Annotated in this window: 24 protein-coding genes; 17 read left to right on the plus strand and 7 right to left on the minus strand. The window is 39.5% G+C overall.

The features are described from left to right. The first annotated feature begins 145 nt into the window (after positions 1 to 145). Positions 146 to 649, plus strand: coding sequence for a DUF2004 domain-containing protein (locus AC4CVF_RS00005; protein ID WP_490788720.1), 504 nt, complete (start codon positions 146 to 148; stop codon positions 647 to 649). Positions 650 to 801: 152 nt separating this feature from the next. On the opposite strand, the gene AC4CVF_RS00010 is transcribed toward AC4CVF_RS00005, so the two are convergent. After that, the gene (locus AC4CVF_RS00010) at positions 802 to 4,158 is read right to left on the minus strand and encodes a DEAD/DEAH box helicase (RefSeq protein ID WP_490788721.1); all 3,357 of its coding nucleotides are present in this window, start codon (positions 4,156 to 4,158) and stop codon (positions 802 to 804) included. 194 nt (positions 4,159 to 4,352) lie between these two features. Here AC4CVF_RS00010 and AC4CVF_RS00015 point away from each other — a divergent pair, with 194 nt between their 5' ends. The 3 genes from AC4CVF_RS00015 to AC4CVF_RS00025 all read left to right on the plus strand — a co-directional run bounded on the left by AC4CVF_RS00015 (position 4,353) and on the right by AC4CVF_RS00025 (position 7,050). After that, positions 4,353 to 5,516, plus strand: a complete 1,164-nt coding sequence (locus tag AC4CVF_RS00015) for an acyl-CoA dehydrogenase family protein (RefSeq protein ID WP_336954295.1) — start codon at positions 4,353 to 4,355, stop codon at positions 5,514 to 5,516. Between the two features lie 72 nt (positions 5,517 to 5,588). Continuing rightward, positions 5,589 to 6,758 carry an acyl-CoA dehydrogenase family protein gene (locus tag AC4CVF_RS00020; RefSeq protein ID WP_483770631.1) on the plus strand — a complete coding sequence of 390 codons (1,170 nt, stop codon included), beginning with the start codon at positions 5,589 to 5,591 and terminating at the stop codon, positions 6,756 to 6,758. Between the two features lie 103 nt (positions 6,759 to 6,861). Continuing rightward, positions 6,862 to 7,050: an antitoxin gene (locus AC4CVF_RS00025; protein ID WP_490788722.1), complete on the plus strand. Its 189-nt coding sequence runs from the start codon at positions 6,862 to 6,864 to the stop codon at positions 7,048 to 7,050. A gap of 98 nt (positions 7,051 to 7,148) precedes the next feature. Here the strand turns inward: AC4CVF_RS00025 and AC4CVF_RS00030 are convergent, their stop codons facing one another. The 3 genes from AC4CVF_RS00030 to AC4CVF_RS00040 all read right to left on the minus strand — a co-directional run bounded on the left by AC4CVF_RS00030 (position 7,149) and on the right by AC4CVF_RS00040 (position 8,741). Next, positions 7,149 to 7,577, minus strand: coding sequence for a hypothetical protein (locus tag AC4CVF_RS00030; RefSeq protein ID WP_490788723.1), 429 nt, complete (start codon positions 7,575 to 7,577; stop codon positions 7,149 to 7,151). 73 nt (positions 7,578 to 7,650) lie between these two features. After that, the gene (locus tag AC4CVF_RS00035; RefSeq protein ID WP_419360618.1) at positions 7,651 to 8,145 is read right to left on the minus strand and encodes a GNAT family N-acetyltransferase; all 495 of its coding nucleotides are present in this window, start codon (positions 8,143 to 8,145) and stop codon (positions 7,651 to 7,653) included. Beyond that, complete coding sequence (locus AC4CVF_RS00040; protein WP_336954300.1) at positions 8,142 to 8,741, minus strand: TetR/AcrR family transcriptional regulator; 600 nt, start codon at positions 8,739 to 8,741, stop codon at positions 8,142 to 8,144. The genes AC4CVF_RS00035 and AC4CVF_RS00040 overlap by 4 nt, the downstream gene beginning before the upstream one ends. Positions 8,742 to 8,907: 166 nt before the next feature. On the opposite strand from AC4CVF_RS00040, the gene AC4CVF_RS00045 reads away from it, so the two are divergent. The 7 genes from AC4CVF_RS00045 (at position 8,908) to AC4CVF_RS00075 (ending at position 18,283) form a co-directional block, all read left to right on the plus strand. Beyond that, on the plus strand, positions 8,908 to 10,698 hold the full coding sequence (locus tag AC4CVF_RS00045) for an acyclic terpene utilization AtuA family protein (protein ID WP_490788724.1): 1,791 nt from the start codon (positions 8,908 to 8,910) through the stop codon (positions 10,696 to 10,698). Positions 10,699 to 10,794: 96 nt separating this feature from the next. Next, on the plus strand, positions 10,795 to 11,706 hold the full coding sequence (locus AC4CVF_RS00050; protein WP_336954302.1) for an SDR family oxidoreductase: 912 nt from the start codon (positions 10,795 to 10,797) through the stop codon (positions 11,704 to 11,706). Beyond that, complete coding sequence (locus tag AC4CVF_RS00055) at positions 11,703 to 13,316, plus strand: acyl-CoA carboxylase subunit beta (RefSeq protein ID WP_419360623.1); 1,614 nt, start codon at positions 11,703 to 11,705, stop codon at positions 13,314 to 13,316. The genes AC4CVF_RS00050 and AC4CVF_RS00055 overlap by 4 nt, the downstream gene beginning before the upstream one ends. A 104-nt stretch (positions 13,317 to 13,420) precedes the next feature. Beyond that, positions 13,421 to 14,578 (plus strand): acyl-CoA dehydrogenase family protein, encoded by a 1,158-nt coding sequence (locus tag AC4CVF_RS00060; RefSeq protein WP_490788725.1) that lies wholly within the window; start codon positions 13,421 to 13,423, stop codon positions 14,576 to 14,578. Positions 14,579 to 14,592: 14 nt separating this feature from the next. Next, positions 14,593 to 15,426 (plus strand): enoyl-CoA hydratase/isomerase family protein, encoded by an 834-nt coding sequence (locus AC4CVF_RS00065; RefSeq protein WP_490788726.1) that lies wholly within the window; start codon positions 14,593 to 14,595, stop codon positions 15,424 to 15,426. Between the two features lie 93 nt (positions 15,427 to 15,519). Then, positions 15,520 to 17,460, plus strand: a complete 1,941-nt coding sequence (locus tag AC4CVF_RS00070) for an acetyl-CoA carboxylase biotin carboxylase subunit (RefSeq protein ID WP_419328355.1) — start codon at positions 15,520 to 15,522, stop codon at positions 17,458 to 17,460. Between the two features lie 157 nt (positions 17,461 to 17,617). Further along, entirely contained in the window at positions 17,618 to 18,283 is a 666-nt protein-coding gene (locus AC4CVF_RS00075; protein WP_336954310.1) for an RluA family pseudouridine synthase, read from the plus strand. Between the two features lie 58 nt (positions 18,284 to 18,341). On the opposite strand, the gene AC4CVF_RS00080 is transcribed toward AC4CVF_RS00075, so the two are convergent. Beyond that, positions 18,342 to 19,652, minus strand: a complete 1,311-nt coding sequence (locus AC4CVF_RS00080) for an MFS transporter (RefSeq protein WP_004817867.1) — start codon at positions 19,650 to 19,652, stop codon at positions 18,342 to 18,344. Between the two features lie 137 nt (positions 19,653 to 19,789). Beyond that, a complete protein-coding gene (gene trhA, locus AC4CVF_RS00085; protein ID WP_151957606.1) occupies positions 19,790 to 20,434 on the minus strand; it encodes a PAQR family membrane homeostasis protein TrhA in 645 nt (214 codons plus the stop codon). Between the two features lie 101 nt (positions 20,435 to 20,535). Here trhA and AC4CVF_RS00090 point away from each other — a divergent pair, with 101 nt between their 5' ends. Continuing rightward, complete coding sequence (locus AC4CVF_RS00090; protein ID WP_419328357.1) at positions 20,536 to 21,786, plus strand: class I SAM-dependent methyltransferase; 1,251 nt, start codon at positions 20,536 to 20,538, stop codon at positions 21,784 to 21,786. Positions 21,787 to 21,851: 65 nt separating this feature from the next. Here the strand turns inward: AC4CVF_RS00090 and AC4CVF_RS00095 are convergent, their stop codons facing one another. Continuing rightward, positions 21,852 to 22,538 carry a hypothetical protein gene (locus AC4CVF_RS00095; protein WP_419328359.1) on the minus strand — a complete coding sequence of 229 codons (687 nt, stop codon included), beginning with the start codon at positions 22,536 to 22,538 and terminating at the stop codon, positions 21,852 to 21,854. A gap of 114 nt (positions 22,539 to 22,652) precedes the next feature. Between AC4CVF_RS00095 and AC4CVF_RS00100 the strand changes: the two genes are divergently transcribed. The 5 genes from AC4CVF_RS00100 (at position 22,653) to AC4CVF_RS00120 (ending at position 25,818) form a co-directional block, all read left to right on the plus strand. Next, a complete protein-coding gene (locus AC4CVF_RS00100; protein WP_490788727.1) occupies positions 22,653 to 23,084 on the plus strand; it encodes a GNAT family N-acetyltransferase in 432 nt (143 codons plus the stop codon). A 31-nt stretch (positions 23,085 to 23,115) separates the two neighbouring features. Next, positions 23,116 to 24,024, plus strand: a complete 909-nt coding sequence (locus tag AC4CVF_RS00105; protein ID WP_490788728.1) for a pyridoxal-phosphate dependent enzyme — start codon at positions 23,116 to 23,118, stop codon at positions 24,022 to 24,024. A gap of 76 nt (positions 24,025 to 24,100) precedes the next feature. Continuing rightward, a complete protein-coding gene (locus tag AC4CVF_RS00110; protein WP_490788729.1) occupies positions 24,101 to 24,760 on the plus strand; it encodes an HAD family hydrolase in 660 nt (219 codons plus the stop codon). Beyond that, positions 24,757 to 25,440 carry a hypothetical protein gene (locus AC4CVF_RS00115; RefSeq protein WP_490788730.1) on the plus strand — a complete coding sequence of 228 codons (684 nt, stop codon included), beginning with the start codon at positions 24,757 to 24,759 and terminating at the stop codon, positions 25,438 to 25,440. The genes AC4CVF_RS00110 and AC4CVF_RS00115 overlap by 4 nt, the downstream gene beginning before the upstream one ends. After that, a complete protein-coding gene (locus AC4CVF_RS00120) occupies positions 25,441 to 25,818 on the plus strand; it encodes a hypothetical protein (protein WP_419328363.1) in 378 nt (125 codons plus the stop codon). Positions 25,819 to 25,836: the final 18 nt, after the last annotated feature.

Raw genomic sequence — 25,836 nt, forward strand, 5'->3', positions numbered from 1 at the left:
GCGGGGTGTTTTTTTATGCGTATTATTTTTAAGTGTTTTATTATTTTTAAAGACATAAATATAAAATCTAGACCAAGAATTTTTTATCATTAAATGATAAATTAATTGCTTTACCTAACGTGAAAAAAATATAGGAATATAAAAAATGTCAGAATACACCTTGCCGCATTTTGGAACACTGAAATTAGAATCCCTAGAAGAATATTATCAAGTGGATATTGAGCTTAATGGCAAAGCCGTTCAAGTTGATTTAAATTTTGAAGCGAACACTTTGGACGTAGAAACTTTTCAACGAATTAAGTCTTTTATTGAAAATATAGAAAAATTTGATCAAAAAAACCAAGATTATATTCAGCAAGATCTTGAAAATGAAAAGGAAGGGACTGTTAAAGAATATGTGGATTTTCATATTGAAGAATTAGGCGATGATTTCTTAGAAAAAATTGGGATTGCTAATCCAATAGACAAAGCACAGCAGTTTTTAACCAAATTATATTTAACAAGAGTTGGGCTTTATCCAGATGAAAAGTATGATACATCGTATTTTGCTGTCTTTGATTACACTACAAATAGAGAGTTAACTGATCAGTTAATCGTCGTTAAAACAGATCATTACGGTAATTTGGATCATTTAAGTTGGGAAAGCTAACGATGCAGTGAAGTGAAGCAACGGTATTCAACAGTCTATAGATTTTAAAACAATGTAGGTATAAAAAAGAAAACCCCATCACGATGACGGGGGCTTCATATTGATGCGTTAGATCTAGCTTTTGTTAAATTTCACACCTTATCTTTAAAGTTTCAATCCAGCAAACTCATGACATCATCTTCAGATAATTTCACTTCATTTTCATGATCGATACTCAGAATAGATTTGGCAAGATCAGCTTTATTTTTCTGTAAGGCTAAAATCTTTTCTTCAATACTCTGGTTGGTAATCAACTTATAAACAAATACAGGTTTATCTTGACCAATACGCCATGCACGATCAGACGCTTGATCTTCAGCCGCTGGGTTCCACCAAGGATCATAATGAATCACAGTATCAGCAGCAGTGAGATTAAGCCCAACACCGCCTGCCTTTAAACTGATGAGGAAAACAGGAATATCACCTGCTTGAAATGTCGTGATCACTTCATCACGTTTCTTGGTTTGTCCAGTAAGTTTTACATTTCGAATATTTAAGGTTTTTAAATGCTCTTCAATGAGTTGTAGCATCATGGTGAATTGAGAGAAGATTAAAATCTTACGTCCTTCCTCAACCATATCTTGAACCATTTCCAATAAATGATCTAATTTTGCTGATTCAACATTTTGATTTTTGATTTGATCCAGTTGTAAAAGGCTTGGATGACAGCAAACTTGTCGAAGTTTAAGTAATGCACTTAAAATTTGAATCTGACTACGATGGAAGCCTTTAGCTGCAATCAACTCACGAATATTCTTTTGCATTGTTGCACGAACAGCTTCGTAGAGCTTAGATTGCTGTTCATTCATATCAATATTGACTTCAATCGTGGTTTTTTCAGGAAGCTCTTTCGCCACCTCTGTTTTTAAACGACGCAACATAAACGGTTTAATACGAGAAATGAGTTTGGTTTTAACCTGAAGATCTGCATATTTCTCGATAGGATTGCGATATTTTTTATTAAACAATTCCTGACTATATAAAAAACCAGGCATTAAGAAATGGAACAATGACCATAACTCACCCAAATGGTTTTCCATCGGCGTACCAGTTAAGCATAGACGATGTTTTGCTTTGATTTGTCGTACAACTTGAGAGGCTTTGGCACGTGGATTTTTAATGTTTTGTGCTTCATCCAAAATCAATAAATGATATTGATAAGGCAGTAAAAACTCTTCATCACGGCCCAAAAGTGGGTAGGTACTGAGCACAATATCTACATTTTTAATCTCTTGAAAATGCTCAACTCGATCATGCCCTTGTAAGACCAAAACTTTTAATTCAGGAGTGAACTTCTCAGCTTCTTTACGCCAGTTATGCATTAAAGATGTTGGTGCAATAATCAAGGCAGGTCGTTGATTTAATCTGCCTGCTTGCTTTTCTAATAGAATATGTGCAAGTGTTTGTGCGGTTTTACCGAGTCCCATATCATCTGCAAGGATACCACCATGTTCAGTTTCACGTAAAAACTGTAGCCATGCTAAACCTTGTTGTTGATATGGGCGTAGTTCGCCTTGGAAACCTTGTGGTGTACAGATTTGATCTTGATAACTATTTTGAAGCTTTTCAGCAAATATTTTCAGGCGTTCGTTGGTGCGCCAAGGCATGCCCAAATGATGCTGTAAGTCTAAGAATTGAGCGGCATCGTATTGATCTAATGTTGCAGATTCAGGATGTCGTAAAATTTCTTTTAAATAGATCAGGATGGGCTTAATTTCTTGATTTCTAAGTGCCAGTTGTGTTTGAGCTTCTCTTAAATGAACAATTAAGAAGCTGTCACTGTCCATTTTTTCAATATAGTCATCTTCTAAAAGATGTGGATTATGCTGTATCGCATAGCCAAGAAGATCAATCAGGTTATAGGTGTTGCCATTCATATCCTGAATCGTCGCACCGACATTAAACCAGTCTTGTTTTTTTTCAGATTCATTTAATGAGAGTTGCAGGTTTTGTGTTGCACTTAAATTGAACTGACTATCTAGGGTATGTTCAACTTTCCAGCCAAGACCTTCGATTTTATTTTCAGGAACCAGTTGCTCAACCCAAGCCATGGGATCTGCATACACAATTGAGTTTTCAGTGATGTCATCAAAAGCAGGGCGTTTGCTCTTTGGTAGCTTGCTAATCCGTTGCATGGATTTAACTGAATGAATTAATTCATCAATATGTTTCTTTTCAGCAACTAAGTCGCGTTGTTGGCGAACTGCTTTTTCATCAATATTGATAATGAAGCTGTCATCAGGGAAACCCGCTTTAATTCGTCCAGCTGAGTATTCAAATTCAATTTCAGCAATTGCATAATGATGCATATGACCAAGACGATCATATTGCGGATGTGTTCCAAAACGTAAAATAGGTGTGGGTTTGCCTTTTAATATTTCTATACTTTGTGTAAATGGCGCTTGAGGTAAATCTTCAAAAAATGCATAGGGTTGAATCACTTGCTCAAATTCAGCCATTAATTCCACAGGCATTTGTGGCATATTCAGCAATTCTTCGATCATTTCACTAGAATATAACGACTCAAGTACACCGACTTGGTTTTTAAGGGTATCGAGATAACTTAATGGATGAGAATGAATAATATAAATTTGTTCAGCATGGTCAGGTGAAATTTCTAGATGATTTTCATCAAAAAATTGTGCCTTGAGTTTTTCTGTTTGCTGTTCTGTACGCGTTTGCCAGTTGAATTCAATTTTATAAGATTGATCAGACCATGTTAAAGGTAATCTTTGTACATCTAGTGCAAAACAAGCGCTACTTTGAATAGCCGTTCTTAGATGTTCTTGATAGATTCCTGAAATATCCCATGACGCTGGATAAAAATGAACATCGCTAAAATTTAGCTTAGCGAAAAAGTACAAATGACTAAAGATTTTCTTTTCTTCTTTACTCACTTTAAGACGTTCATTTAATACATTGTCATAGCTGGTGTAGAGTGCAGTATCTCTAATTTTTCCATCTTTGTTACGACGAACTTTAAAAACACTAAGTTGTAATTTGGCGGTGTTATTTTTTGGTTGGAAAATATAAATAAGTTGGTGCTGTACTGGCGTTTCAGTGCGTTGAACTTGTGCCAATTGTTGTTTAAATTGAGCGAGCCAAGCTTTTGCCGTGGTGTGGGTAGAACTATTTGTTGTGGTTTGAGCTTGGTCTAATGGGTTTAGTTTTTGACGTGCGGCTGGGTTGGAAAGCTGTTGATCATAAAAATAACGTGCAAGTGCAGCCGAATGCTTACAATCGTAACCAACAGGGCAACTACAGTCGGTATCCACAATTTTATTGGTTAAAGGATTATAGATAACAGCCGTTTCATAATAATCCGTTCCCTGAATTTGTGCTTCGATGACTAAATTATCCCGATCAGGGTAGACCTCTAAGGATTTTAGATCAATTTTTTTGACATAACTCAAGCTTCTTTGAATGGTTGCAGGGTTAAAACGTGATAAAAATTGATTCAATGTCGCCATTATTTATAGAGCTAAAAATTAAAAGGAAATTACTAACAGTGTAACGGATTTTTGAGCATGAATCTGAAATTAATATAGGAGTTTTGATCAAAAATGACATGTTTTTAAATACAAATTGATCGTTTCTGCAACTTTAAATTAAATAAAATCTGTCAGTATAAGTTTTTCAAAATAATGCTGGGAAGCAAATCAATATGAAGCATAATCCAATTTACTATACAGATCAGCATTTTGCATTTGCAGATTCCATTCGAAAGTTTGTTCAAAAAGAATTAATGCCACATATCAATCAATGGGAAGAGGCAGAAACCTTTCCAAAAGAACTTTATAAAAAAGCCGCAGATATTGGCTTATTGGGGATAGGTTTTGACGAAAACTATGGGGGAATTCCAGAAACCGATGCTTTTCATGTGTTGTTGTCTTCGATTGAGTTAGCCAAAACAGGTTCAGGTGGTCTATGTGCTTCCTTATTGTCACATTCGATTGGCGCACCTCCAATCAACCATTTTGCTTCAGATGAGATTAAACAAACTGTACTGACTCAAATCTTGGCAGGTGAAAAAGTTTCAGCGTTGGCGATTACTGAACCTACGGGTGGTTCTGATGTGGCAGCACTTAAAACCAAAGCTGTAAGGGATGGTCAAGACTATATTGTTAGTGGTGAAAAAACCTTTATTACATCGGGCATTCGTGCGGATTATTATACCGTTGCGGTACGTACAGATCCTGATGCTAAAGGCCCGAATGGTATCTCGATGTTATTGATTGATGCACATAGTGACGGCATAAGCAAATCAAAACTCGATAAAATGGGATGGTGGGCTTCGGATACGGCTCATCTCCATTTTGATCAGGTTCGTGTTCCTGCAAGCAATTTGTTGGGGGCAGAAAATATGGGTTTCCTTGTGATTATGAATAACTTCAATATGGAGCGTTTTTTCCTTGCTGCCAGTAGTTATGGTTTTGCATTAACCTGTTATGAAGAAGCATTGGAATGGGCACGAGAACGAAAAACCTTTGGTAAACGTTTAGTTGATCATCAAGTGGTTCGGCATAAATTAGTTGATATGGCGACTCGCTTAACCACAACACTTGCTTTGTTGGAGGATACTGCTTATCGCTTAGGGAAGCCTGAAATGCAGGGCAATGAGTTAATTGCACAAATCTGTATGCTTAAAAATGTGGCCACTCAAACTATGCAGTTTTGTGCAGATGCAGCTGTACAAACTTTAGGGGGCATGGGCTTTATGCGAGGTACCAAGTCTGAACGGATTTACCGTGATGTTAAAGTCAATATGATTGGTGGTGGGGCAGAAGAAATTATGAAAGACCTCGCGAGTCGTCAATTGGGCTATTAGAATATCGAGAATGGATTAAACTAGAACTGTACACAATAAATCGCAATAAAAATAAGCAGGGAACAACAAGATATGGATCATTTAAATAACCCGATTTACTACACCGCTGAGCATCGTGTATTTGCAGAGAGTGTGAAGAAATTTGTTGAAAAAGAGATTTCTCCTTTTGTGAATGAATGGGATGAGGCTGAAACTTTTCCTCGTGCGCTTTATCAAAAGGCTGCTGCAATTGGTCTATTGGGCTTAGGCTTTGATGATGAGCATGGGGGAATCTCAGATGCAGATGCATTTCATGTGTTCTTAGCAGCAGTTGAAACAGCCAAAGCTGGCTCTGGTGGTGTACATATTTCTTTGATGATTCATACCATAGGTACACCTCCCATTCATCATTTTGCCCAGCCACATATTCGTGACAAGGTGATGCCACAAATTATTTCAGGTGAAAAAATTTCTGCACTTGCGATTACCGAACCAAGCGGCGGTTCTGATGTTGCTGCACTACAAACCAAAGCAATCCGCGAAGGTGATTTTTATTTGGTGAGTGGTGAAAAAACCTTTATTACTTCAGGTATGCGCGCAGATTATTATACGGTTGCAGTGAGAACCGATCCTGAAAATAAAGGTGCAAATGGTATTTCGATGTTATTGGTTGATGCACACAGTTCTGGCATTACTAAATCACCTTTAAAAAAAATGGGCTGGTGGGCATCGGATACTGCTCATTTGCATTTTGACCAAGTCAAAGTTCCTGTCGAAAATCTTCTTGGTGAAGAAAATGCTGGGTTTAAGGTCATTATGAAAAACTTCAATATGGAACGCTTTTGGTTGGCTTCTATGGCCTATGGTTATGCCTTGGTCTGTTATCAAGAGGCTTTAGAATGGTCTAAAGCGCGTAAGACTTTTGGAAAACGCTTAGTTGATCATCAAGTAGTACGTCATAAGTTAGTTGATATGGCGACGCGTTTAACCTCAACACGCGCATTATTGGAAGATACTGCTTATCGTATGGGGCAAGTTGAACTACAGGGCAGTGATTTAATTGCCCAAATTTGTATGTCAAAAAATGTCGCAACCCAAACTATGCAGTTCTGTGCAGATGCAGCAGTGCAAACCTTGGGGGGGATGGGCTTTATGCGAGGGACTAAATCTGAGCGTATTTATCGTGAAGTCAAAGTAAATATGATTGGTGGTGGTGCTGAGGAAATCATGAAAGATTTGATTAGTAAGCAGTTGGGGTTTTAATGAGGCATTTTTAAGTGATAAAAGCTTACAATGCTGCTTTCTGTAAAAAATAACCATAGGTGCGCTATAGACCTATTGGTTATTATCAACTTAAGGAGTTCTTATGAAAGTAACAAAGACTTTTCAATCAGGACAGAGTCAGGCCGTTCTTTTACCTACGGCATTTCATTTTAAGGGCAAAGCAGTTGTGGTTAAACACTTTGGTAATGGTGTTTTGCTATTACCTTTAAATCATCCTTGGGAAATTATGCAAGAGGCTGTGTTTGAGTTTGAAGATAGTTTTTTTGCTTGAGCGGGAAGATCAAGGTACTTAAAGTTGAGAAAAATTGTTGTAACTTCTCAAAAGTTTTCACTTTTAGAACAACTCAATGCCTAAATCTAATGCTGCTCTTATTGTGTGATTTTTAAATGATTCCGAAGTTTAATTTTACGTAGATATTGCGTTATTCTCCAACAAAGATTGTAAGCTGAATTTCCACATGCCCAATAACAAATGATCGTTGCATGAATGTCTAGATTGTCTTGTAAAATTTGAAGAATCGTCATCCATTGTCGATCTGAGCCTAGTATTTTCGATGATTCCTCAAACGATTGTAAAAGTGTTTCCATAAGTGCAAATTTTTCGTCATCGTTAAGTTCATTTGAAAGATAAGCATGCATAAATTCATCAATACGACTGGGATCTGCTACTTCGTATTGCCAATCTTGCATATAAGGATCAGTGGGTAAATTGAGACGTTGAGCTAATGCGTTAATTGCCGAAGCTATAATGTACCGTTGAGGGTATATTTTATAAATTATTTCTGTCTGTTTTATCATGCAAGCAAATGTTAAGTTATTTTGGTTCTATAGAACTTAGAACAAGTGAAGCTGAGAAATTAACCATTGCTTGTCAATCTTCGGCCCAATCCTCATTAATTATCGCCCAACGTTGATGATCCATCCATTGCTGACCACCAATCCGCAAATATTGTCGAGAAAAGCCTTCCTGAATAAAGCCAGCACCCGCAACAAGGCGAATGGAAGCAGTATTCTCAGGTTGTATATTTGCCTCTAAACGATGCAAATTTAAAACATGGAATGCTTCATTCAACAATAAATTGATGCCTAAACGCATGTAGCCATGTCCTTGAAAAGGCTCAAAAACCTCATAACCTAAATAAGCAGAATGAAAATAACCGCGAATGATATTGGAAATGTTAAAGGTACCTATAATTTGATGGGTTTCAGTCAGACAAAGGAAATATCTGCCTTCTTGTTGTAGGTAATGTTGAAAATCATTAGGAGGATATGTCCAAGGATGATGAAGTATTTGGCTTTTTTTATAGGCCTTTTCGATTTCTTCAAGATCTGAAATGTTGGGCTTGCGAAGATAAACTGTGCTCATTTCAAAGCCATTTCCAAAACGATTTCAGTCAGTTCATCTAAGCTCATTTTACCATTGGGATTATACCAAGTGACGGTCCAAGCAATCGCACCGCCCAGCAAACGGCGCCAAATAAAAGCATCATGCTGAACTTTACCGAGGTCACGTAATTTTTCAATCACAGCGAACCAGATGTCCTCATAATCATTTCGCAGTTTAAGGAGTTCTTCTTGCCGTTGTTTTGACAATGCAAACCATTCATAAACCAAAACAGCCATGGCTGAACCCGTATCTCCCGTAATCGAAATTAACTCAGCTTTGATTAAGTGTTTTAACTGTTGTTCAGCATCATCCGATTTTTGGATCGCATCAAGCATACGGGCATGATTGTAAATAATGGTTTCATGCATGACATGGGCAAGAATATCATCCTTGCTTTTAAAATGATGAAACAAACTACCTGATTGAATTCCAATAAAATTTGCTAACTCACGAACTGTGGTTTTGGCATAACCTTGCTTATGAAATAAATAGGCAGCACCAAGTAATAAACGACCTTTAGGGCTGTCATCAAAACATGCGATTGGTTGGATATCATCGATTGAGTGAGCAATCATCGGATCATTTTTTCCATAAAGTTAAGCAAATTATTCATTGTTAGAAACGCGTTTTAACACATTTGCCAATTCAGGATAACATTTTGCTCTTTACAAACCAAGCGCTTGCTTGGTAGATTGGAGTATAAATTTTATTCAGAACAATGAAAACAAGATAGGTGTGAAAATGGAAGATCAGCGTATTGTAAAAATTGGATGTGCTTCAGGTTTCTGGGGGGACACCAATACTGCAGCATTTCAGTTGGTACATTTATCTGACATCAATTATTTGGTTTTTGATTACCTTTCAGAAATTACCATGTCTATCATGGCAAAAGCGATGATGACCAATCCAGAACATGGTTATGCTTTGGATTTTGTCAGTCGGGTGATGACACCGCTGCTTAAAAAAATCAGTGATAAAAAAATAAAAGTGATTAGCAATGCTGGTGGTGTAAATCCATTGGCATGTCGTGATGCCTTACAGAAAGTGCTTGCAGCACAAAGATTGGATTTAAAAATTGCAGTGGTATTAGGGGATGACCTATTGCCACAACAAGCCGAATTAAAAACACAAAATATTAAAGAAATGTTTAGTGGCGAAGATTTACCCAGCCAATTGGCCAGTTGTAACGCATATCTAGGAGCTGTTCCAATTCGAGACGCACTTGATCAAGGTGCAGATATTGTCATCACTGGGCGAGTGGTGGATTCAGCTGTGGTGCTTGCACCTTTGTTGCATGAATATCAATGGTCCTTAGAGGATTATGACAAGCTGTCCCAAGGTTCTTTAGCAGGGCATATCATTGAGTGTGGTGCACAATGTACCGGTGGCAATTTCACGGATTGGCGCTTAGTACAAGGCTTTGACAATATGGGGTTTCCAATTGTTGAGGTGAAAGCAGATGCATCATTTATTGTAACTAAACCCAAAGGAACCGGTGGACTGGTTTCGGTTGCAACTGTTGCTGAACAAGTTGTCTATGAAATTGGCAATCCGCAAGCGTATTTACTGCCCGATGTCACTGCAGATTTTAGCCAAGTGAAATTAGAACAAGTGGGTGAGGATCGAGTTTTAGTGACTGGTGCAAAAGGTAGAGCACCGACACAACAATATAAAGTCAGTGCAACCTATCCCGATGGTTATCGTGTTTTGGTGAGCTTCCTGATTGCAGGACGCGAAGCCCCTGAAAAAGCCCAAGTCATTGCAGATGCGATATTAAATAAGTGTGAGCGTGTTTTAGCATTACGTTCAGTTCCGCCATTCTCAGAAAAATCAGTTGAAATATTGGGTATTGAAAGTACCTATGGCGCAAATGCGCAGCAGATTAATAGTCGAGAAGTAGTTGTCAAAATCGCTGTAAAGCACATGTTTAAAGAAGCATGTATGTTCTTTGCTTCTGAAATTGCCCAAGCATCTACCGGAATGGCACCTGCATTGGCTGGAATTGTTGGGGGGCGTCCCAAAGCTTCCCCTGTGATTAAGTTGTTCTCATTTTTAGTGGATAAATCAAAACTAAGTGTTGCGATTGATATCAATGGTCAGCGTCAAAATATACAGATTCCATCAGGTTGCTCAGATCAATCTTTTGATGCTGTTGCAGTGGGTGAGGTTGCTCAATTTACGGGGCAGGAGATTGAAGTTCCTTTAGTTGAAATTGCCCATGCTCGGAGCGGTGATAAAGGCAATCACAGTAATATTGGAGTGATCGCACGTCAGCCTGAATATCTACCCTGGATTCGCGCCAATTTGACTGAAGAAAAGGTCAAAGAATATATGCAGCATGTTTTAGACCCTGAAAAGTCTAAAGTGATTCGTTATGAAATCACGGGATTTAATGCCTTAAATTTTATGCTGGAAAACGCATTAGGTGGTGGAGGAATTGCCAGTTTACGTATTGATCCACAAGGTAAAGCTTTTGCACAGCAGCTTTTAGATATGTCAGTCAAAATTCCAGCGAGTTTAAAGTCCCTCTAATCCTTCTTTAAGAAAGTAGGGGGAATTCGTCGCTTTTTAAAAGGGAGCTTGGAGTGGTATTTAAGCAAGTTAAACGACAACAATTTGGATATAAAAATGCATTATCACTCAATATTTAGATCGGATGCTTTTCAGGGCCACGTCATCATTGTGACCGGTGGTGGTTCGGGTATAGGACGCTGTACTGCTCATGAACTGGCTGCTTTAGGGGCTCAAGTGGTGATTACAGGGCGGAAAATTGAAAAGCTGGAAAATGTCAGCAAAGAAATCATCGAAGATGGTGGCAAAGTTCATTTTATCGTTTGTGATAATCGCGAAGAACAAAACGTGAAAGAGATGATTGCTGAAGTGATTGAAAAATTTGGCAGACTCGATGGCCTTGTCAATAATGCTGGTGGTCAGTTTCCCTCAAATTTAGAAGGGATTTCTGCCAATGGTTTTGATGCAGTGGTGCGGAACAACCTGCATTCGACCTTCTATTTAATGAAAGAAGCCTATAACCAATGGATGGCAAAACATGGTGGCAGTATTGTCAATATGGCAGCTGATATGTGGGGTGGCATGCCGGGGATGGGACACTCTGGTGCAGCCCGTGCTGGGGTAGATAATTTAACCAAAACAGCAGCGGTGGAGTGGGGACGTTCCGGCGTACGTGTTAATTGTGTTGCACCTGGCTGGGTTGTTTCTTCAGGAATGGATAATTATACCGGTGATTTTGCCAAATTTATTATCCCAAGTTTGGCGGGAAATGTGCCATTGAAACGGATGGGCACGGAATCTGAAATTTCTTCTGCCATTTGTTATTTACTTTCAGAAGCCGCAGGTTTTATTTCTGGCATGACGATTCGTATTGATGGTGCTGCATCCTTAGGTACTCGAATGTACCCATTGGCAGATGCTTCAAATAGTGAGTCGTTTAATGGCTTCCATCGTGCCTTTATTCCAGATGTATTAAAACAACAATTGAGTGATCAAACCAATAACCAACAGACAGGAGAAAACTCATGACTGTTCTCCAATCCGAAATTACAGTTGGTAGTGAGCAATTTGAACAGAACAAGCAGGCATTACTTGCTCAAATTGCCGAAGTGCGTGCAGTACAAAATAAGAATATTGAAAAATCTTATGCAGCCAAACCTAAGTTTGACAAGAAAGGTAAAATTTTACCGCATGAACGTGTCCGTTTAGCCCTTGATGCTGATTCGCCATTTGTTGAACTGTGTGGCTTGGTGGGTTATGCCATGCATGATGACAAAGATGGGTCAGATGCAGGTGGTGGGATTATTTCAGGGATCGGTTTTGTCAGCGGTGTTCGTTGTCTGATTTCAGCAAGTAACAGTGCAATCAAAGGCGGAACAATGTCACCGATGGGGGTACAAAAAACCTTACGTTTGCAGGCGATTGCTTTTGAACAAAAATTACCGATGTTGACTCTCACTGAAAGTGGGGGTGCCAACTTAAATTACGCAGCTGAAGTATTTACTTATGGTGGAATGACCTTTGCCAATCAGGCACGACTGTCTGCCGCAGGTTTACCCCAAGTCTCTGTGGTACATGGCAATGCAACAGCGGGTGGAGCGTATCAACCGGGTCTATCTGATTATGTGATTGCAGTTCGTAAGCAAACTGAGATGTTACTCGCAGGGCCACCTTTACTTTTGGCGGCAACCGGAGAAGTGGCAACAGCAGAGGAACTCGGTGGTGCAGAGATGCATGCACAGGTTGCTGGAACAGCCGAATTCTTAGCCGAGAATGATGCTGATGGGATTCGTATTGCCCGTGAGGTTTTTGAGCATCTTAACTGGAAAGAGCAAACTCAAAAGTTAAACTTAAGCTATAAAGAGCCACGTTATCCTGCCGAGGAGCTGTTAGGGATCATTCCTGCAAGTCCGAAGCAGCCTTTTGACATGAAAGATGTGATTGCACGAATTGTTGATGACTCTGAATTCTTTGAAGTAAAACAAGAATATGATGCATTGACCGTGTGTGGCTGGGCAAAAATTGGTGGATTACATATCGGAATTATCACCAACAACGGACCGATTACCCCACAAGGCGCCACCAAAGCTACACAGTTCATTCACCTCTGTGAACAGACCAAACGCCCATTACTTTTTTTACATAACACCACAGGCTTTATGGTCGGAACTGATGCTGAACAGAACGGCATTATTAAGCATGGTTCGAAATTGATTCAGGCCGTTGCCAATACCACTGTGCCGAAAATTTCTATCGTTGTAGCGGGTTCCTATGGTGCGGGTAATTACGCCATGTGTGGACGTCCATTATCACCGCAATTTATTTTTGCATGGCCAAACTCGCATGTGGCGGTAATGGGTTCAGCTCAGGCAGGCAAGGTATTACGTATCGTGGCAGAAGGAAAGCAAAAAGCTTCAGGGATGGAACCTAACCAGCAGATGCTGGATTTCTTAGAGCAAAGTACAGCAGCAAAATTAGAACAGCAGTCAACCGCCTTATTTAATACGGCCATGTTGCATGATGATGGAATTATCGACCCGCGTGATACACGCAAAGTCCTGATCTTCTTATTAGAAACAATTTATGAAGCAGAACATCGCAAACTAAATCCAATACGATTTGGTGTATCGAGGCTTTAAAAGTCCTTCACCCTAGCGAAACTCATTATTCCTCATCTTTTAAAAGTGAGGTGTTCTCCGCTTTATTAAAGCGAGTGAGAGAAGATTAAATTTAAGGAAAAACAATGAAATTTACAACAGAGCATGAAGCACTACGTCGTACTACACGTCAGTTTGTTGAGACTGAACTCAATCCTTATATTCCGACATGGGAAGCTGAAGGACGATTTCCTATTCATGATGTGTTTAAAAAACTGTCTGATTTGGGTTTGCTGGGGATTTGTAAGCCTGAAGAAAATGGTGGATTAGGCTTAGACTATTCTTATAACCTTGTAGTTGCAGAAGAGTTAGGACGAGCCGCCTGTGGTGGAGTACCTTTGGCGATTGGTGTGCAAACGGATATGGCAACACCAGCTTTGGCACGCTTTGGTAGTCAAGAATTACGAGATGAATTTTTAACACCTGCAATTGCAGGTGAATATGTTGCTTCAATTGCTGTATCGGAAGTACATGCAGGTTCAGACGTTGCAGCCATTAAAACCACTGCAAAAAAACAGGGTGATGATTATGTGATTAATGGTAGCAAAATGTGGATTACCAACTCCCTGCAAGCTGACTTTTTTTGTTTATTGGCCAATACCTCTGACGATAAACCGCATGTCAATAAGTCCATGATTATTGTTCCTGCAAAATCCGCAGGCATCTCTTTCTCTGAACCCCTTAATAAACTGGGAATGCGTTCAACCACGACAGCAGAAGTCTATTTTGACAATGTTCGTGTACCACAACGCTACTTGGTGGGTGCAGAAGATATGGGCTTTATGATGCAAATGATGCAGTTCCAAGAAGAACGGATGTGGGCTGCTGCCAATGCAATTGGTGGTTTGGAAAATGTGATTCAACAAACCATTCAATATACCAAAGAACGAAGCACCTTTGGGCAACCGTTGATTAACAACCAATATGTACATTTCCGTTTTGCGGAGTTGATGACTGAAGTAGAAGCTTTACGTGCCTTAACCTATCGTGCCTGTGAAATCCACATTGACGGGGGGAATGCAACAGAAATTGCTTCTATGGCAAAACTTAAAGCAGGTCGTTTAACTAGAGAAGTTGCAGACAGTTGCTTACAGTTTTGGGGTGGAAATGGTTTTATGTGGGATAACCCCGCTTCTCAGCTGTATCGTGATGGCCGTTTAGGTTCGATTGGTGGTGGTGCAGATGAAATTATGCTTGGAATTATTTGTAAGTTGATGGACATTCTTCCATCTAAACGTAAATAACAAGGAGAATAAATATGGCACTTTCGCAATCTCTAACAATACAACAATTTGATCGCAGTATTGAGCTTGAGCAAGAAGGTAGCATTTTAACCCTATGGCTCAATCGACCTGAGAGTCGCAATGCTATGAGTTTGAATATGGTCAAAGCGATTCAACAGGTGTTTAAAACGATTCAAGATGACATCTCCATTCGTGCAGTCATTTTACGTGGCAAAGATAGACATTTTTGTGCAGGCGGTGACATTAAAGATATGGCTCAACTGCGTGGTGAGGCCACCAGTGTCGGTTCTAATCAGCCTTATGTTGATTTCAATCGTCAATTTGGACATATGCTGGAGCAAGTGGATCAAGCGCCACAAACCGTTGTTGCGGTTTTAGAAGGTGCGGTGTTGGGTGGTGGTTTTGGCTTGGCATGTGTTTCAGATATTGCAATCAGTCTTGCCGATGCCAAATTTGGTTTACCTGAAACTGGATTAGGGGTTATTCCCGCACAGATTGCACCATTTGTGGTAAAGCGAATTGGCTTAACTCAAGCGCGCCGTTTGGCTTTACTTGGTGCACGTTTTGAGGGGCATACCGCATTGAAGGTTGGTGTGGTACATGAAGTGGTTGAGAATGAAAAAGCACTGGAAGTTTTATTGATCGAAACCATTCAGCAGATTAAACGTACCGCTCCGCAAGCGTCTCGTGTGACTAAAGCTTTATTGCATCGTACTTTAAATGAAGCTTTGACGCCTTTATTGGATGATGCTGCGCAGCAATTTGCCAATGCTGTGGGTGGTGAAGAAGGCATAGAAGGCACAATGGCCTTTATCCAAAAGCGTCATCCAAATTGGTTTGATGCATAAGTCTGACAATGCGGATCACTGATCTTGATTGAGATCGGTGTGATTCAACCAAGATAATCAAGTGAATAAAAACCAAAAATAGGGAAAACGAGAATGGCATTTTCAAAAATATTGGTGGCGAATCGTGGTGAAATTGCTGTTCGCGTGATGAAAACAGCAAAAGCAATGGGCTATCAAACCGTGGCTGTCTATTCAGATGCAGATCGTCATGCACGTCATGTACAGCTTGCAGATGAGGCTGTGTATATTGGTGCTTCAAAAGTTTCAGCGTCCTATTTATCTATTCAAAATATTATCGAAGCATGTAAAAAAGTCGGAGCTGACGCTGTTCATCCCGGTTATGGCTTCCTTTCTGAAAATACCGATTTTGCAGCAGCTTGTAAGAAAAATGGAATTACCTTTATTGGCCCCCCTGCACCAGCAATTGAATTGATGGGCAGTAAACGACTGTCAAAAATTGCCATGATTCAGGCGGGTGTACCATGTGTGCCGGGCTATGAAGGTGATCAGCAAGATATAGAGTATTTAGAACAACAAGCCAATAAAATTGGTTATCCACTGATGGTCAAAGCTTCAGCAGGTGGTGGTGGGCGCGGTATGCGTCTGGTACAGCAATCTGCTGATATTGTTGAAGCCTTAAAAACAGCGCGTTCTGAAGCAGAAAATGCCTTTGGTTCAGGTGAGCTGATTCTTGAAAAAGCTGTGATTGCTCCACGCCATGTTGAGATACAGGTGTTTGGCGATACCCATGGCAATTATGTGTATTTATTTGAGCGTGATTGTTCGATTCAGCGTCGTCATCAAAAAGTGGTCGAGGAAGCCCCGTGTCCAGTGATGACTGAAAGCTTACGCCAACAAATGGGTGAGGCTGCTGTTGCAGCAGCGAAATCATGTGATTATGTCGGTGCAGGAACGGTGGAGTTTTTATTGGATCAATCAGGTGAGTTTTATTTCCTCGAAATGAATACACGTTTGCAAGTCGAGCATCCAGTAACGGAACTGATCACAGGTTTAGATTTGGTGGAATGGCAACTGCGTGTGGCCAATGGTGAAACCTTGCCCTTACAACAGTCTGAATTGACCTTGTCAGGACATGCAATAGAAGTTCGCTTATATGCAGAAGACCCCCGCCAAGATTTCTTGCCACAGACTGGTCAAATACAGCGCTGGCAAGCTGCTGATTTACCCAATGTTCGAATTGATCATGGTTTGTTGCAACAGGATGAAATTAGTCCGTTTTACGACCCAATGGTGGCAAAAGTCATTGCATATGGTCAAACCCGTCAGGATGCCATTCGGCTCTTGGCGCGTGCTGTAGATGATTGTGTATTGTTGGGGGTGAATAGTAATAAGCAGTTTTTAGTGAATTTATTAAGACACCCTATTATTGTTAAAGGAGACACCAATACTGCCTTTATTCAAGAACATTTCCAAACAGATGGCAGCTTACATAAACAAGCTTTGGGCTTAGAACACCTAGCTATTGCTGCGGCACTGTTGACCAATGCTTCCAGTCAAAGCAGTTGGAATACCGGAATTGCGTTATCTTTACCTTTAAAACTCAAGCATGATGATCAGTTATTACAGCTTTTGGTGAAACGTGATCAAAACCAAGTGAGCGTTGAAATTTGTGGGCAGACACTTGGGATCAGCATTGTCGAACAGCAAGCAGAAAAATTCATTTATGAGGTGGATGGTGTACGCCGTTCGATTGACTATGTCTTAGATGGAAATCAGCTGTATTTAGATGCGGTAAATGGCAATATCAGCATTGAAAATACCACCTATGCAGCACCTGAAACTTCCGATGTCGCAGGCGATGGTAACATTCGTGCACCAATGGATGGTGCGATTATCAATATCTTGGTAAATGCGGGTGATACGGTGACTAAAGGTCAAACTTTGTTGATTTTAGAAGCGATGAAGATTCAGCAACAGATTAAGTCTGATGTTGATGGGGTCGTTAATGAGATTATTGGGCAAGTTGGACAACAGGTAAAGAAACGTCAGTTGGTATTGAATATTCAGGCTTGATTGATCAGATCAAGTGCATTGTATAGTGACTTAAAAACTCCAATATTCTCGTGTATTGGAGTTTTTTTGATTGCGGAAAATAATAAAGCATGTACATGCTTGACAGCTTTTTAGTCTATTGCTATTTTTCGGCAATTCTTCTCAATATACGATCCACATGCCGATTGATGATGGCTTTGTTTATCAGCCTCCTTTAGATCCACTTGACATTATTTTTGAAGATAATGACTTTGTTGCCATCAATAAACCCGCAGGGTTACTTTCAGTTCCGGGGCGTTTGCCTGAACATCATGACAGCGCTTATTTTCGAGTATTGGCAATATATCCAAATGCCAAAATTACCCATCGTTTGGATATGGCAACCTCGGGCATTCTGTTGTTCGCCAAACATCGTGATGCGGAAGTTGCAGCAAGTAAAATGTTTCAAGCGAGAACTGTTAAAAAAAATTATATTGCTTTGGTGCAAGGGCAAATCAATAGCAATGGTCGTGTGGATGTGCCTTTGATTACCGATTGGGAAAATCGTCCACGCCAGATCGTGCATTTTGAGTTAGGCAAACCCGCTCAAACTTTATTTGAATCTGTAAGCTATGATGCTGAAAAGGATGTAAGTCGAGTGCTACTTACACCGATTACAGGACGTTCTCATCAATTACGGGTGCATATGCAACATATTGGGCATCCGATTATGCGCGATAAGCTTTACCATCCTACGCCGTTTAACACTGATTTAGCGCGTATGGCATTACATGCAAGCTATTTGTCTTTTATGCAGCCTTTTAATAATCTACTGGTTGAGATTGTATCTGAGCCTGAGTTTTAGCATTTCGCTAAATCAAAAAAGCCTGCAAAATTGCAGGCTTTGATCATTGAGAGGGTGATTAAACTTGGTTGTTAACATCATCATGTTTTGTTTCACGAATGGCCAAGAATGCTAACAGTGAAAGAATGGATGCTGCTGTCAAGTAGTAACCCACCGCTTGTAAGCCATATTTGGTTGCAAGTTCAGTTGCGATCAGAGGTGCAAAAGATGCGCCCAGAATACCTGCCAAGTTAAAGGTTAATGCAGAGCCTGTATAACGTACAGAAATCGGGAAAATTTCAGACAAGACCGTACCAATTGGACCGTATGTCATTCCCATCAATGCTAAACCTACACATAAGAACAAGAACACAATCACGGTACTGCCAGACTCAAGCATACTGGCAAATACTAAACCAAAAAGTGCAGAGGCGATACATACCCCAATAGAGGTTGCCTTACGCCCAAACTTCTCAGCAAATACAGCAGAAAGCGGAATAAACGCAGCAAAACACAGTGTTGCGACCAGTTGCATCTCTAAGAATTCTGCACGTGAGTAACCCAGTTGTTTGGTTCCCCAGTTGAGTGCAAATACTGTTGTGAGATAGAACACCACGAATGTACACACAGCAGCAATTGTGCCGAGGAAGAGCATTTTATAATGTTTGGTCACAACTTCTTTAAATGGAACATTAACTTCTTTTTGTTTGTCTAATACTTTTTGGAACGCTGGGGTTTCATGCAATTTTAAGCGAATATATAAACCCACAATCACCAATGCAGCACTTGCAAGGAATGGAATACGCCAGCCCCATTGCATAAAGTCTGCTTCAGACATCAATGCGCCAAGACCAAGGAATGAACCCGTTGCCAAGATAAAACCGATCGGTGCGCCCAGTTGTGGGAACATCCCATACCAAGCACGTTTGCCTTCAGGTGCATTTTCGGTTGCAAGCAGGACTGCGCCAGACCATTCACCACCAAGACCTAAGCCTTGACCTAAACGACAAAGTGCAAGTAATAGCGGTGCAACGATACCAATCTGTGCATAGGTTGGAAGTAGACCAATACACACTGTTGAAACACCCATGGTCAATAAAGCCGCGACGAGGGTTGCTTTACGACCAATACGATCACCTAAGTGACCAAAGATTGCTGCGCCAATAGGGCGGGCAATAAATGCGATGGCAAATGTTGCGAGTGATTGAATTGTTGCCGTCATCGGATCTGTACTTGCAGGGAAGAACAGATGCGGAAAAATGAGGACTGCAGCAGTTGCATAGATATAAAAATCGAAGAATTCGATTGTTGTACCCACAAGACTTGCGAAAAGCACACGAGTCTTTGAATTTGTTTGAATTTCTGGAGTAGCAGTAGATAATGACGCCATGGTGAACCTTACACTTTTAAAAGTAAAACGAGTCTTTAAAGCGTAATCTTTTTAAAAAAGGCGTAATTTCTTAAAAAAACAACGAGATCAACCCAAATTCACTCCATCAGGGTCACTGAATTTTGAGTGTCTATGAATTAAATGACGTAAAGATAGATTGCAAGGAAATGTGATCCTGCACCGACCAAAACAAATATATGCCAAATAGCATGAGTGTATCTTACTCTTTTTAAGGCATAAAACAATGCGCCTATTGTATATGCTAAACCACCAATGACCAATAATTTTAATGCTTCTGGTTTTAAATACTGTTGCATATCATCCATTACAAGCACGGCAAGCCAACCCATGACCAAATAAGCAATCAGTGAAATTTTTTCAAAACGATGAATGAATATTAACTTGAATAGTGTTCCAATGGCTGCGATGACCCAAAGTGCAATCAATAAATAATGTGCTTTTGCTGTTGGGATGGCAATTGCCAAAAAGGGCGTATAGGTTCCCGCAATTAAATAATAAATCGCGGTATGATCCAGCTTTTTATACCACTGGCGTTTTTTTTCGTCGACAGAAAAATGATAAATCGCTGAACTGGAAAACAGTAGAATCATACTTAGACCATAGACAAGCAATCCAAAAAATTGCCATCCATGTAGATAGTTGCCTTTAATCAGCATCAAAACAGTCGCTATCGCAGCCAAAATCGCACCAAATGCATGACTCAATGCATTAATACGTTCTTCTTGTGGTGCATAGATGTGAATCAATTTATCTGTCGACATTGGACCTTATTATCCTAAAAATACAATTGTATAGTAATGGAGTTTTACCTTTAAAGTAAGACGTCTTAAAATAGGTAACTTAATTAATACGAGTTTTGATTATGTCCAATGTGGCAAGCTTATCTGTTCAGGAACAACAATTTTTTGATAGCGTACAGCAAGCTATTGATAATCAAAGCTTAGATCGTTTGATTTTAAGTCAGTATAAAGGAGAATTGGTTGATTTAGAGAAAATGACCTTTCGCGTCATTCAGCTACAGAATGAAACGGTTCTAAGCTGTCTATATCGTTATAAAACCAATGATATTACTAAAAACTATCCACTTCCCCATGCGTTAACGACAATTCAGGGGCTGGCTGAGGATTGTAAACAAGCCAATTTATTTACCGATGAGGTTGAAACGCAGCTGAAGAAAAATAAAAAGAAAGCCTTGCTGACCATCAGTAAAAATAAGCTGGATAAAACCGCTAAAAACCAACAACAAGGGCATGATCGTACAAAACATCGTTTTGTCGACCAAGAAAGCTATTTTCTCCAACCGCTCGGCATTACCGATGCCAATGCACAAATTATTCCAAGCATGGCACGTAAGTGGAAGCAGATTAACAAATTTGTTGAAATCTTTTCAGGTGCTTTAGTGCATATTCAACAGTCAGAGACTTTAGTGCATGATGGAAAAACCAAAGAGCAGGCTTTAAAAATTGTCGATTTTGGTTCAGGAAAAGGCTATTTAACGTTTGCTTTATATGATTATTTGGCAAAACAACATCAAACCCCATTTGTAACAGGTGTTGAGCTGAATGACAAAATGGTGAAATTTTGCCAAGAGGTTGCGCAAAAGTCTGATTTTAATCAATTGGATTTTTTCCAAGGTGATGTGAGAACGTATCATCCATCTCATTTGGATATTATGATCGCCTTACATGCGTGTGATGTTGCAACAGATTTTGCGATACATACAGGTATCCGTTTAAACGCTCAAATGATTATGTGTGCACCTTGTTGCCATAAGGAATTACGCCCACAATTGAATAGTCCACAAGTGTTACAACCGATGTTGCAATTCGGTATTCATGCAGGACAACAAGCTGAAATGCTGACAGATACCATTCGAGCTCTGTTGCTGAAAGCGTATGGCTATGAAACCAAAGTCTTTGAATTTGTGGCATTAGAACATACCAGTAAAAACAAAATGATTTTGGCAACCAAGCGTAAAGATTTCACTGCACCTGATCAAACAGTCTTAGATCAAATTCGTGCTTTAAAAGAGATGTATGGGATTCAAAAACAATCCTTAGAATTATTATTGAATGATCAGTGGGACCAGCAAGACATTGGCGCTAAGTGCTAGCGCGTTGTGAGGAGAGAACGCAGGTTTAACTGCTTTCTCTCTTGGTACCATTTAGATAAATTATTTTATTGCTGATTCATTTCATCAAGCTCAGCTTCGCTTGAGCCCGTGGTTTTTTGAGAGATCGTATCTGGAAAATATTGCGGATCATCCATTTCTGGAATCAATTGTTCACCCATTTTATGAATCAAGATACTGGTTTTTAATGTTTCTGTTGGGGCTTTAATCAGTAGTTCTGTAAAAAAGTCTGTTGCTTTAGCTGCAAATTGCGCATCACTTTCTTTGTTACCACGTTCAGGCATTTGAACATTGTCTAAATTAAGCACAGGGACTTTGCAGGTTAACGGTACTTGAAAACTTTGACTATTTTCAATAATTTTACCATCCTGTTTACAGCTCTGATATGCAGCACTTTGAGCTTTCATTTGGCGTTCAAATGCTGGCGCAACAATTTTAAAATCGTTGGCATTAAATTGTTCTTTAAGTATTTCCTTCATCTTTTCAGATGCAGTGGCTTGTTTTTCGCCACTTTCATCGCGGTTTTTTTTAGCTTCAGCTTCTGAGATACCTGCAATTGCGGCACTCATTTTTAAATTAAGCTGATCTTGATTTGGGTCTTGAGAAAATAATCCAATCATGCTTTTTGTGATAATATTCACACGATCTAGCTCGGATGTTTTTGCATAAATACTTTGAGTCGTCAGTAAAATTGCGCTATAAATAAATACTTTAAATTTATGATTTAGAAACATAATTATTCTACAAGTTTAGTTAAGTTGGTGGAAGTGAGCGTATTGTCACTGTGCATTACATTAGCATAATTGCAAGAATGAAGGATCAATTTCTCAACCATTAGGATTTAAATAATGAGCCAATTTGTCATTCAATCTGGGCCGTGGAGTCAGCTTCAACATGATGCAAAACTGATTCGAAGCATGGTTTTTATCGAAGAACAAAACATCAGTGAAGCAGATGAATGGGATGAGCAGGATGCCATTTCATTACATTTTGTTGTATATGCTCAAGATCAACCCATTGCGACAGCGCGGTTATTGGAAAATAACAGTATTGGTCGAGTTGCTGTGTTGCAACAATATCGAGGTGAGGGGATTGGTAAACTGCTCATACAACAGATTATTCAAGTGGCAAAACAGCAAAATAGAGCATTTCTTCAATTATCCGCTCAAGTCTATGCAACACGCTTCTATGAAAATTTAGGCTTTCAGGTACAAGGTGAAGAATATTTAGATTGTGAGATCCCACATATCGATATGGGGTTAAGTTTAAAAAATGACTGAATTGAAATAAACCAAGAGAATCGATTTACCTATGCTCAGTATAAAAACCCCGTTAATTCAATCTTTAGTTTTAAGCCAACTGAATCAATGTCAGGTGTGGTTAAAAATGGAAGCATTACAACCGTCGGCGTCATTTAAACAACGAGGCATTAGCCATGCCTGTCAAAAATATTTTGAGCAGGGTGCTCAGCGTTTTATCAGTTCATCGGGTGGCAATGCAGGCTTAGCTGTTGCTTATACAGGTCGACAACTGGGTGTTCCGGTGACCGTCGTGGTTCCAGAAACCACAGCACAACGTGCGAGAGAATTAATTGCCCAGCAAGGTGCAGAGGTTATTGTACATGGCGCTTCATGGACCGAAGCCAATGCTTTAGCGCAGTCCTTATTAACACAGCATGATGTATTTATTCATCCTTTTGATCATCCATTGTTATGGGAAGGCATTATCCCGATGATTGATGAAGTCATTGCAGATGGCGTTACTCCAGATGCGGTGGTCTTATCTGTGGGTGGCGGAAGTTTACTTTCAGGTGTTGCAGCAGGATTAAAGAAACATAGTTTAGCCCATATTCCAATTTATGCGGTTGAAACCCAAGGTACAGCATCCTTACATGCTTCGATTGTCGCTAAGCAACATGTTGAATTGGATCAAGTGAGTGGTATAGCAACAACACTTGCAGCAAAAAAAGTTTGTCAAAATGCATTTGAAGTGAGCCAAGAACTTGAAGTTCGTAGTTTGGTTGTTTCAGATCAAGACACTGTAGATGCTTGTTTAAAATTTGTGGATGATCATCGTATTTTGGTTGAGCCAGCATGTGGCGCAACGTTGTCGGTACTTTATGATCAGACGATTCAATTTAAACCCGCTGATCAGGTCTTGGTTATTGTATGTGGTGGTGCAGGGATTACCCTAGAAACACTACAAGCATTCAATGGATAGATCGGATTGAATAGATAATCAATGATTATAATCTATTGATCCTTTAGCAAGTCTTTTCGATTTAGAGGATGGTGAGATGATTCAAGTTATACTTTTTGATTTAGATCAAACCTTACTTGATCGCACCTCCTCCCTAAAGGCTTTTTTAAATTGGCAGGTAAATTTCTTCGAGCTGGTTGCGATTCAACAGAAACCACAATTTATTCAGCGTTTTATTGAGTTGGATAATAATGGTTCTGTATGGAAAGATCAGGTGTATGCTCAACTTATTCAAGAGTTTCAAATATCCAGCTATTCGACACAAGCGCTATTAGAGAATTATATTCAAGACTTTAATAAATTTTGTCGATGCTTTAGTGGTGTTGATCTGGTTATTTATAGCTTGTTTAAGGCAAATTTTTATCTTGGATTAATCTCTAATGGAAAGACACCTTTTCAGGAAGATAATTTCAAAGCCTTAGGTTTAAGTGAGTATTTTTCGAGTGTGATTGTGTCAGAAGCTGTTGGACTGCGAAAGCCTCATCCAGAAATTTTCCAATTGGCATGTCAGCAGCTCGGTGTTATTCCTCAGCAATGCATTTTTGTTGGCGACAATGAGGTAGCAGACATTTGCGGTGCAAAAGCGTTGGACATGAAAACGATCTTATTTGACCCTCAACAAAAAGTAACATCGACACAGGCCGATCATCGTGTAAAGTCTTTTCAAGACATACTTAGTATTTTAAAAATAAAATGAAAAGATTATATAAGCACGGTAGGGTAAAGTTTCAGGTTTTATTTTTATTTGGAGTAGTATCTCAATTCAGTGTATTTGCACAAGCCGAAACAGATAAACAACAACCGTTAGCCTATGAGTTACAGGTGGAAACAAAGCCAAAAACTTATGATCCAGCGACACAGTCACGGATTCGGGTCTATCGAAAGGGTGCGACAAAAACTTTAATTCAACATTCATTTGATTGTGCTGGAAGAAAAGCTGGGATACGGGATTACTTAAGTGGAAATGGTGCATTATCTGCGCTAAAAGCGTATGCCAGAATTACCTTTAATATCGAAGAAGGGATGCCTCGTAGTGCGATTCAGAAAGAAGCTGAAAGCAATGCTATGCGGACTTACCAACTGATCTCTTATAAAGAGTTTATTTTAAATGCCGACCAACCTGTGAATTTATATGGTTTTGTATTTGGAGCGACTGATTCATCTCGGACAAAAGCACAAGTTTTTGATCAATGTGTGGATGCTGTTGCTTCGTTCAGACCACAGGCTGGACACGATTATGAAATTTTAGGTAAATATCAAAATAACCAATGCCAATTTCAAGTATTTGATCTCAAAACCAATGATCAAATCCCTGTTTCTGACAAGCTTTATACTTGCCCTGAAAAGTCATGGAAGTTTTGGAAAAAGGATCAGTAAATGAAACGTGCAATACTCGGTATTTTTTTGATGATGGGGCTTATTGTACCCAATTTGACTTGGGCATCTTATCTCAATAAATGTCTCTTAACGGTTAAAGTCTTAGAAGAAACTTCAACCATGACGATGGCAATCAATGGGCCACAAGGTGAGTTTGAAAAAAGTAAATTGACGATGTATATCAAAATATTAAAAGCTAAAAAGAATGGAAGAGCTGATAGTGGATGTCAATCACTGGTCAATCAACGTATGCGAATTACGATTGAACAGCCACCTTTGACCAGTTTAGTCAAAGGGCAAGTTGTACAAGTAGAAAGCATCACTCAGGATGCTTTTCCACAAGAAGGATATGTCACGCAATACAATCTAAAAAACTAGTCTGTTGGGAATTTCGCT

The sequence above is a fragment of the Acinetobacter sp. LipI_19 genome, from assembly GCF_058242925.1.

Excerpts from the sequence above, each read along its gene's own strand:
- AC4CVF_RS00090 (WP_419328357.1), top strand. The coding sequence starts at position 20,536 with ATGTCCAATGTGGCAAGCTTATCTGTTCAGGAACAACAATTTTTTGAT.
- AC4CVF_RS00050 (WP_336954302.1), top strand. The coding sequence starts at position 10,795 with ATGCATTATCACTCAATATTTAGATCGGATGCTTTTCAGGGCCACGTC.
- AC4CVF_RS00055 (WP_419360623.1), top strand. The coding sequence starts at position 11,703 with ATGACTGTTCTCCAATCCGAAATTACAGTTGGTAGTGAGCAATTTGAA.
- AC4CVF_RS00105 (WP_490788728.1), top strand. The coding sequence starts at position 23,116 with ATGCTCAGTATAAAAACCCCGTTAATTCAATCTTTAGTTTTAAGCCAA.
- AC4CVF_RS00040 (WP_336954300.1), bottom strand. The coding sequence starts at position 8,741 with ATGATTGCTCACTCAATCGATGATATCCAACCAATCGCATGTTTTGAT.
- AC4CVF_RS00030 (WP_490788723.1), bottom strand. The coding sequence starts at position 7,577 with ATGATAAAACAGACAGAAATAATTTATAAAATATACCCTCAACGGTAC.
- AC4CVF_RS00005 (WP_490788720.1), top strand. The coding sequence starts at position 146 with ATGTCAGAATACACCTTGCCGCATTTTGGAACACTGAAATTAGAATCC.
- AC4CVF_RS00120 (WP_419328363.1), top strand. The coding sequence starts at position 25,441 with ATGAAACGTGCAATACTCGGTATTTTTTTGATGATGGGGCTTATTGTA.
- AC4CVF_RS00010 (WP_490788721.1), bottom strand. The coding sequence starts at position 4,158 with ATGGCGACATTGAATCAATTTTTATCACGTTTTAACCCTGCAACCATT.
- AC4CVF_RS00110 (WP_490788729.1), top strand. The coding sequence starts at position 24,101 with ATGATTCAAGTTATACTTTTTGATTTAGATCAAACCTTACTTGATCGC.
- AC4CVF_RS00080 (WP_004817867.1), bottom strand. The coding sequence starts at position 19,652 with ATGGCGTCATTATCTACTGCTACTCCAGAAATTCAAACAAATTCAAAG.
- AC4CVF_RS00035 (WP_419360618.1), bottom strand. The coding sequence starts at position 8,145 with ATGAGCACAGTTTATCTTCGCAAGCCCAACATTTCAGATCTTGAAGAA.
- AC4CVF_RS00045 (WP_490788724.1), top strand. The coding sequence starts at position 8,908 with ATGGAAGATCAGCGTATTGTAAAAATTGGATGTGCTTCAGGTTTCTGG.
- AC4CVF_RS00015 (WP_336954295.1), top strand. The coding sequence starts at position 4,353 with ATGAAGCATAATCCAATTTACTATACAGATCAGCATTTTGCATTTGCA.
- AC4CVF_RS00070 (WP_419328355.1), top strand. The coding sequence starts at position 15,520 with ATGGCATTTTCAAAAATATTGGTGGCGAATCGTGGTGAAATTGCTGTT.
- AC4CVF_RS00060 (WP_490788725.1), top strand. The coding sequence starts at position 13,421 with ATGAAATTTACAACAGAGCATGAAGCACTACGTCGTACTACACGTCAG.
- AC4CVF_RS00115 (WP_490788730.1), top strand. The coding sequence starts at position 24,757 with ATGAAAAGATTATATAAGCACGGTAGGGTAAAGTTTCAGGTTTTATTT.
- AC4CVF_RS00095 (WP_419328359.1), bottom strand. The coding sequence starts at position 22,538 with ATGTTTCTAAATCATAAATTTAAAGTATTTATTTATAGCGCAATTTTA.
- AC4CVF_RS00100 (WP_490788727.1), top strand. The coding sequence starts at position 22,653 with ATGAGCCAATTTGTCATTCAATCTGGGCCGTGGAGTCAGCTTCAACAT.
- AC4CVF_RS00020 (WP_483770631.1), top strand. The coding sequence starts at position 5,589 with ATGGATCATTTAAATAACCCGATTTACTACACCGCTGAGCATCGTGTA.
- trhA (WP_151957606.1), bottom strand. The coding sequence starts at position 20,434 with ATGTCGACAGATAAATTGATTCACATCTATGCACCACAAGAAGAACGT.
- AC4CVF_RS00065 (WP_490788726.1), top strand. The coding sequence starts at position 14,593 with ATGGCACTTTCGCAATCTCTAACAATACAACAATTTGATCGCAGTATT.
- AC4CVF_RS00025 (WP_490788722.1), top strand. The coding sequence starts at position 6,862 with ATGAAAGTAACAAAGACTTTTCAATCAGGACAGAGTCAGGCCGTTCTT.
- AC4CVF_RS00075 (WP_336954310.1), top strand. The coding sequence starts at position 17,618 with ATGCCGATTGATGATGGCTTTGTTTATCAGCCTCCTTTAGATCCACTT.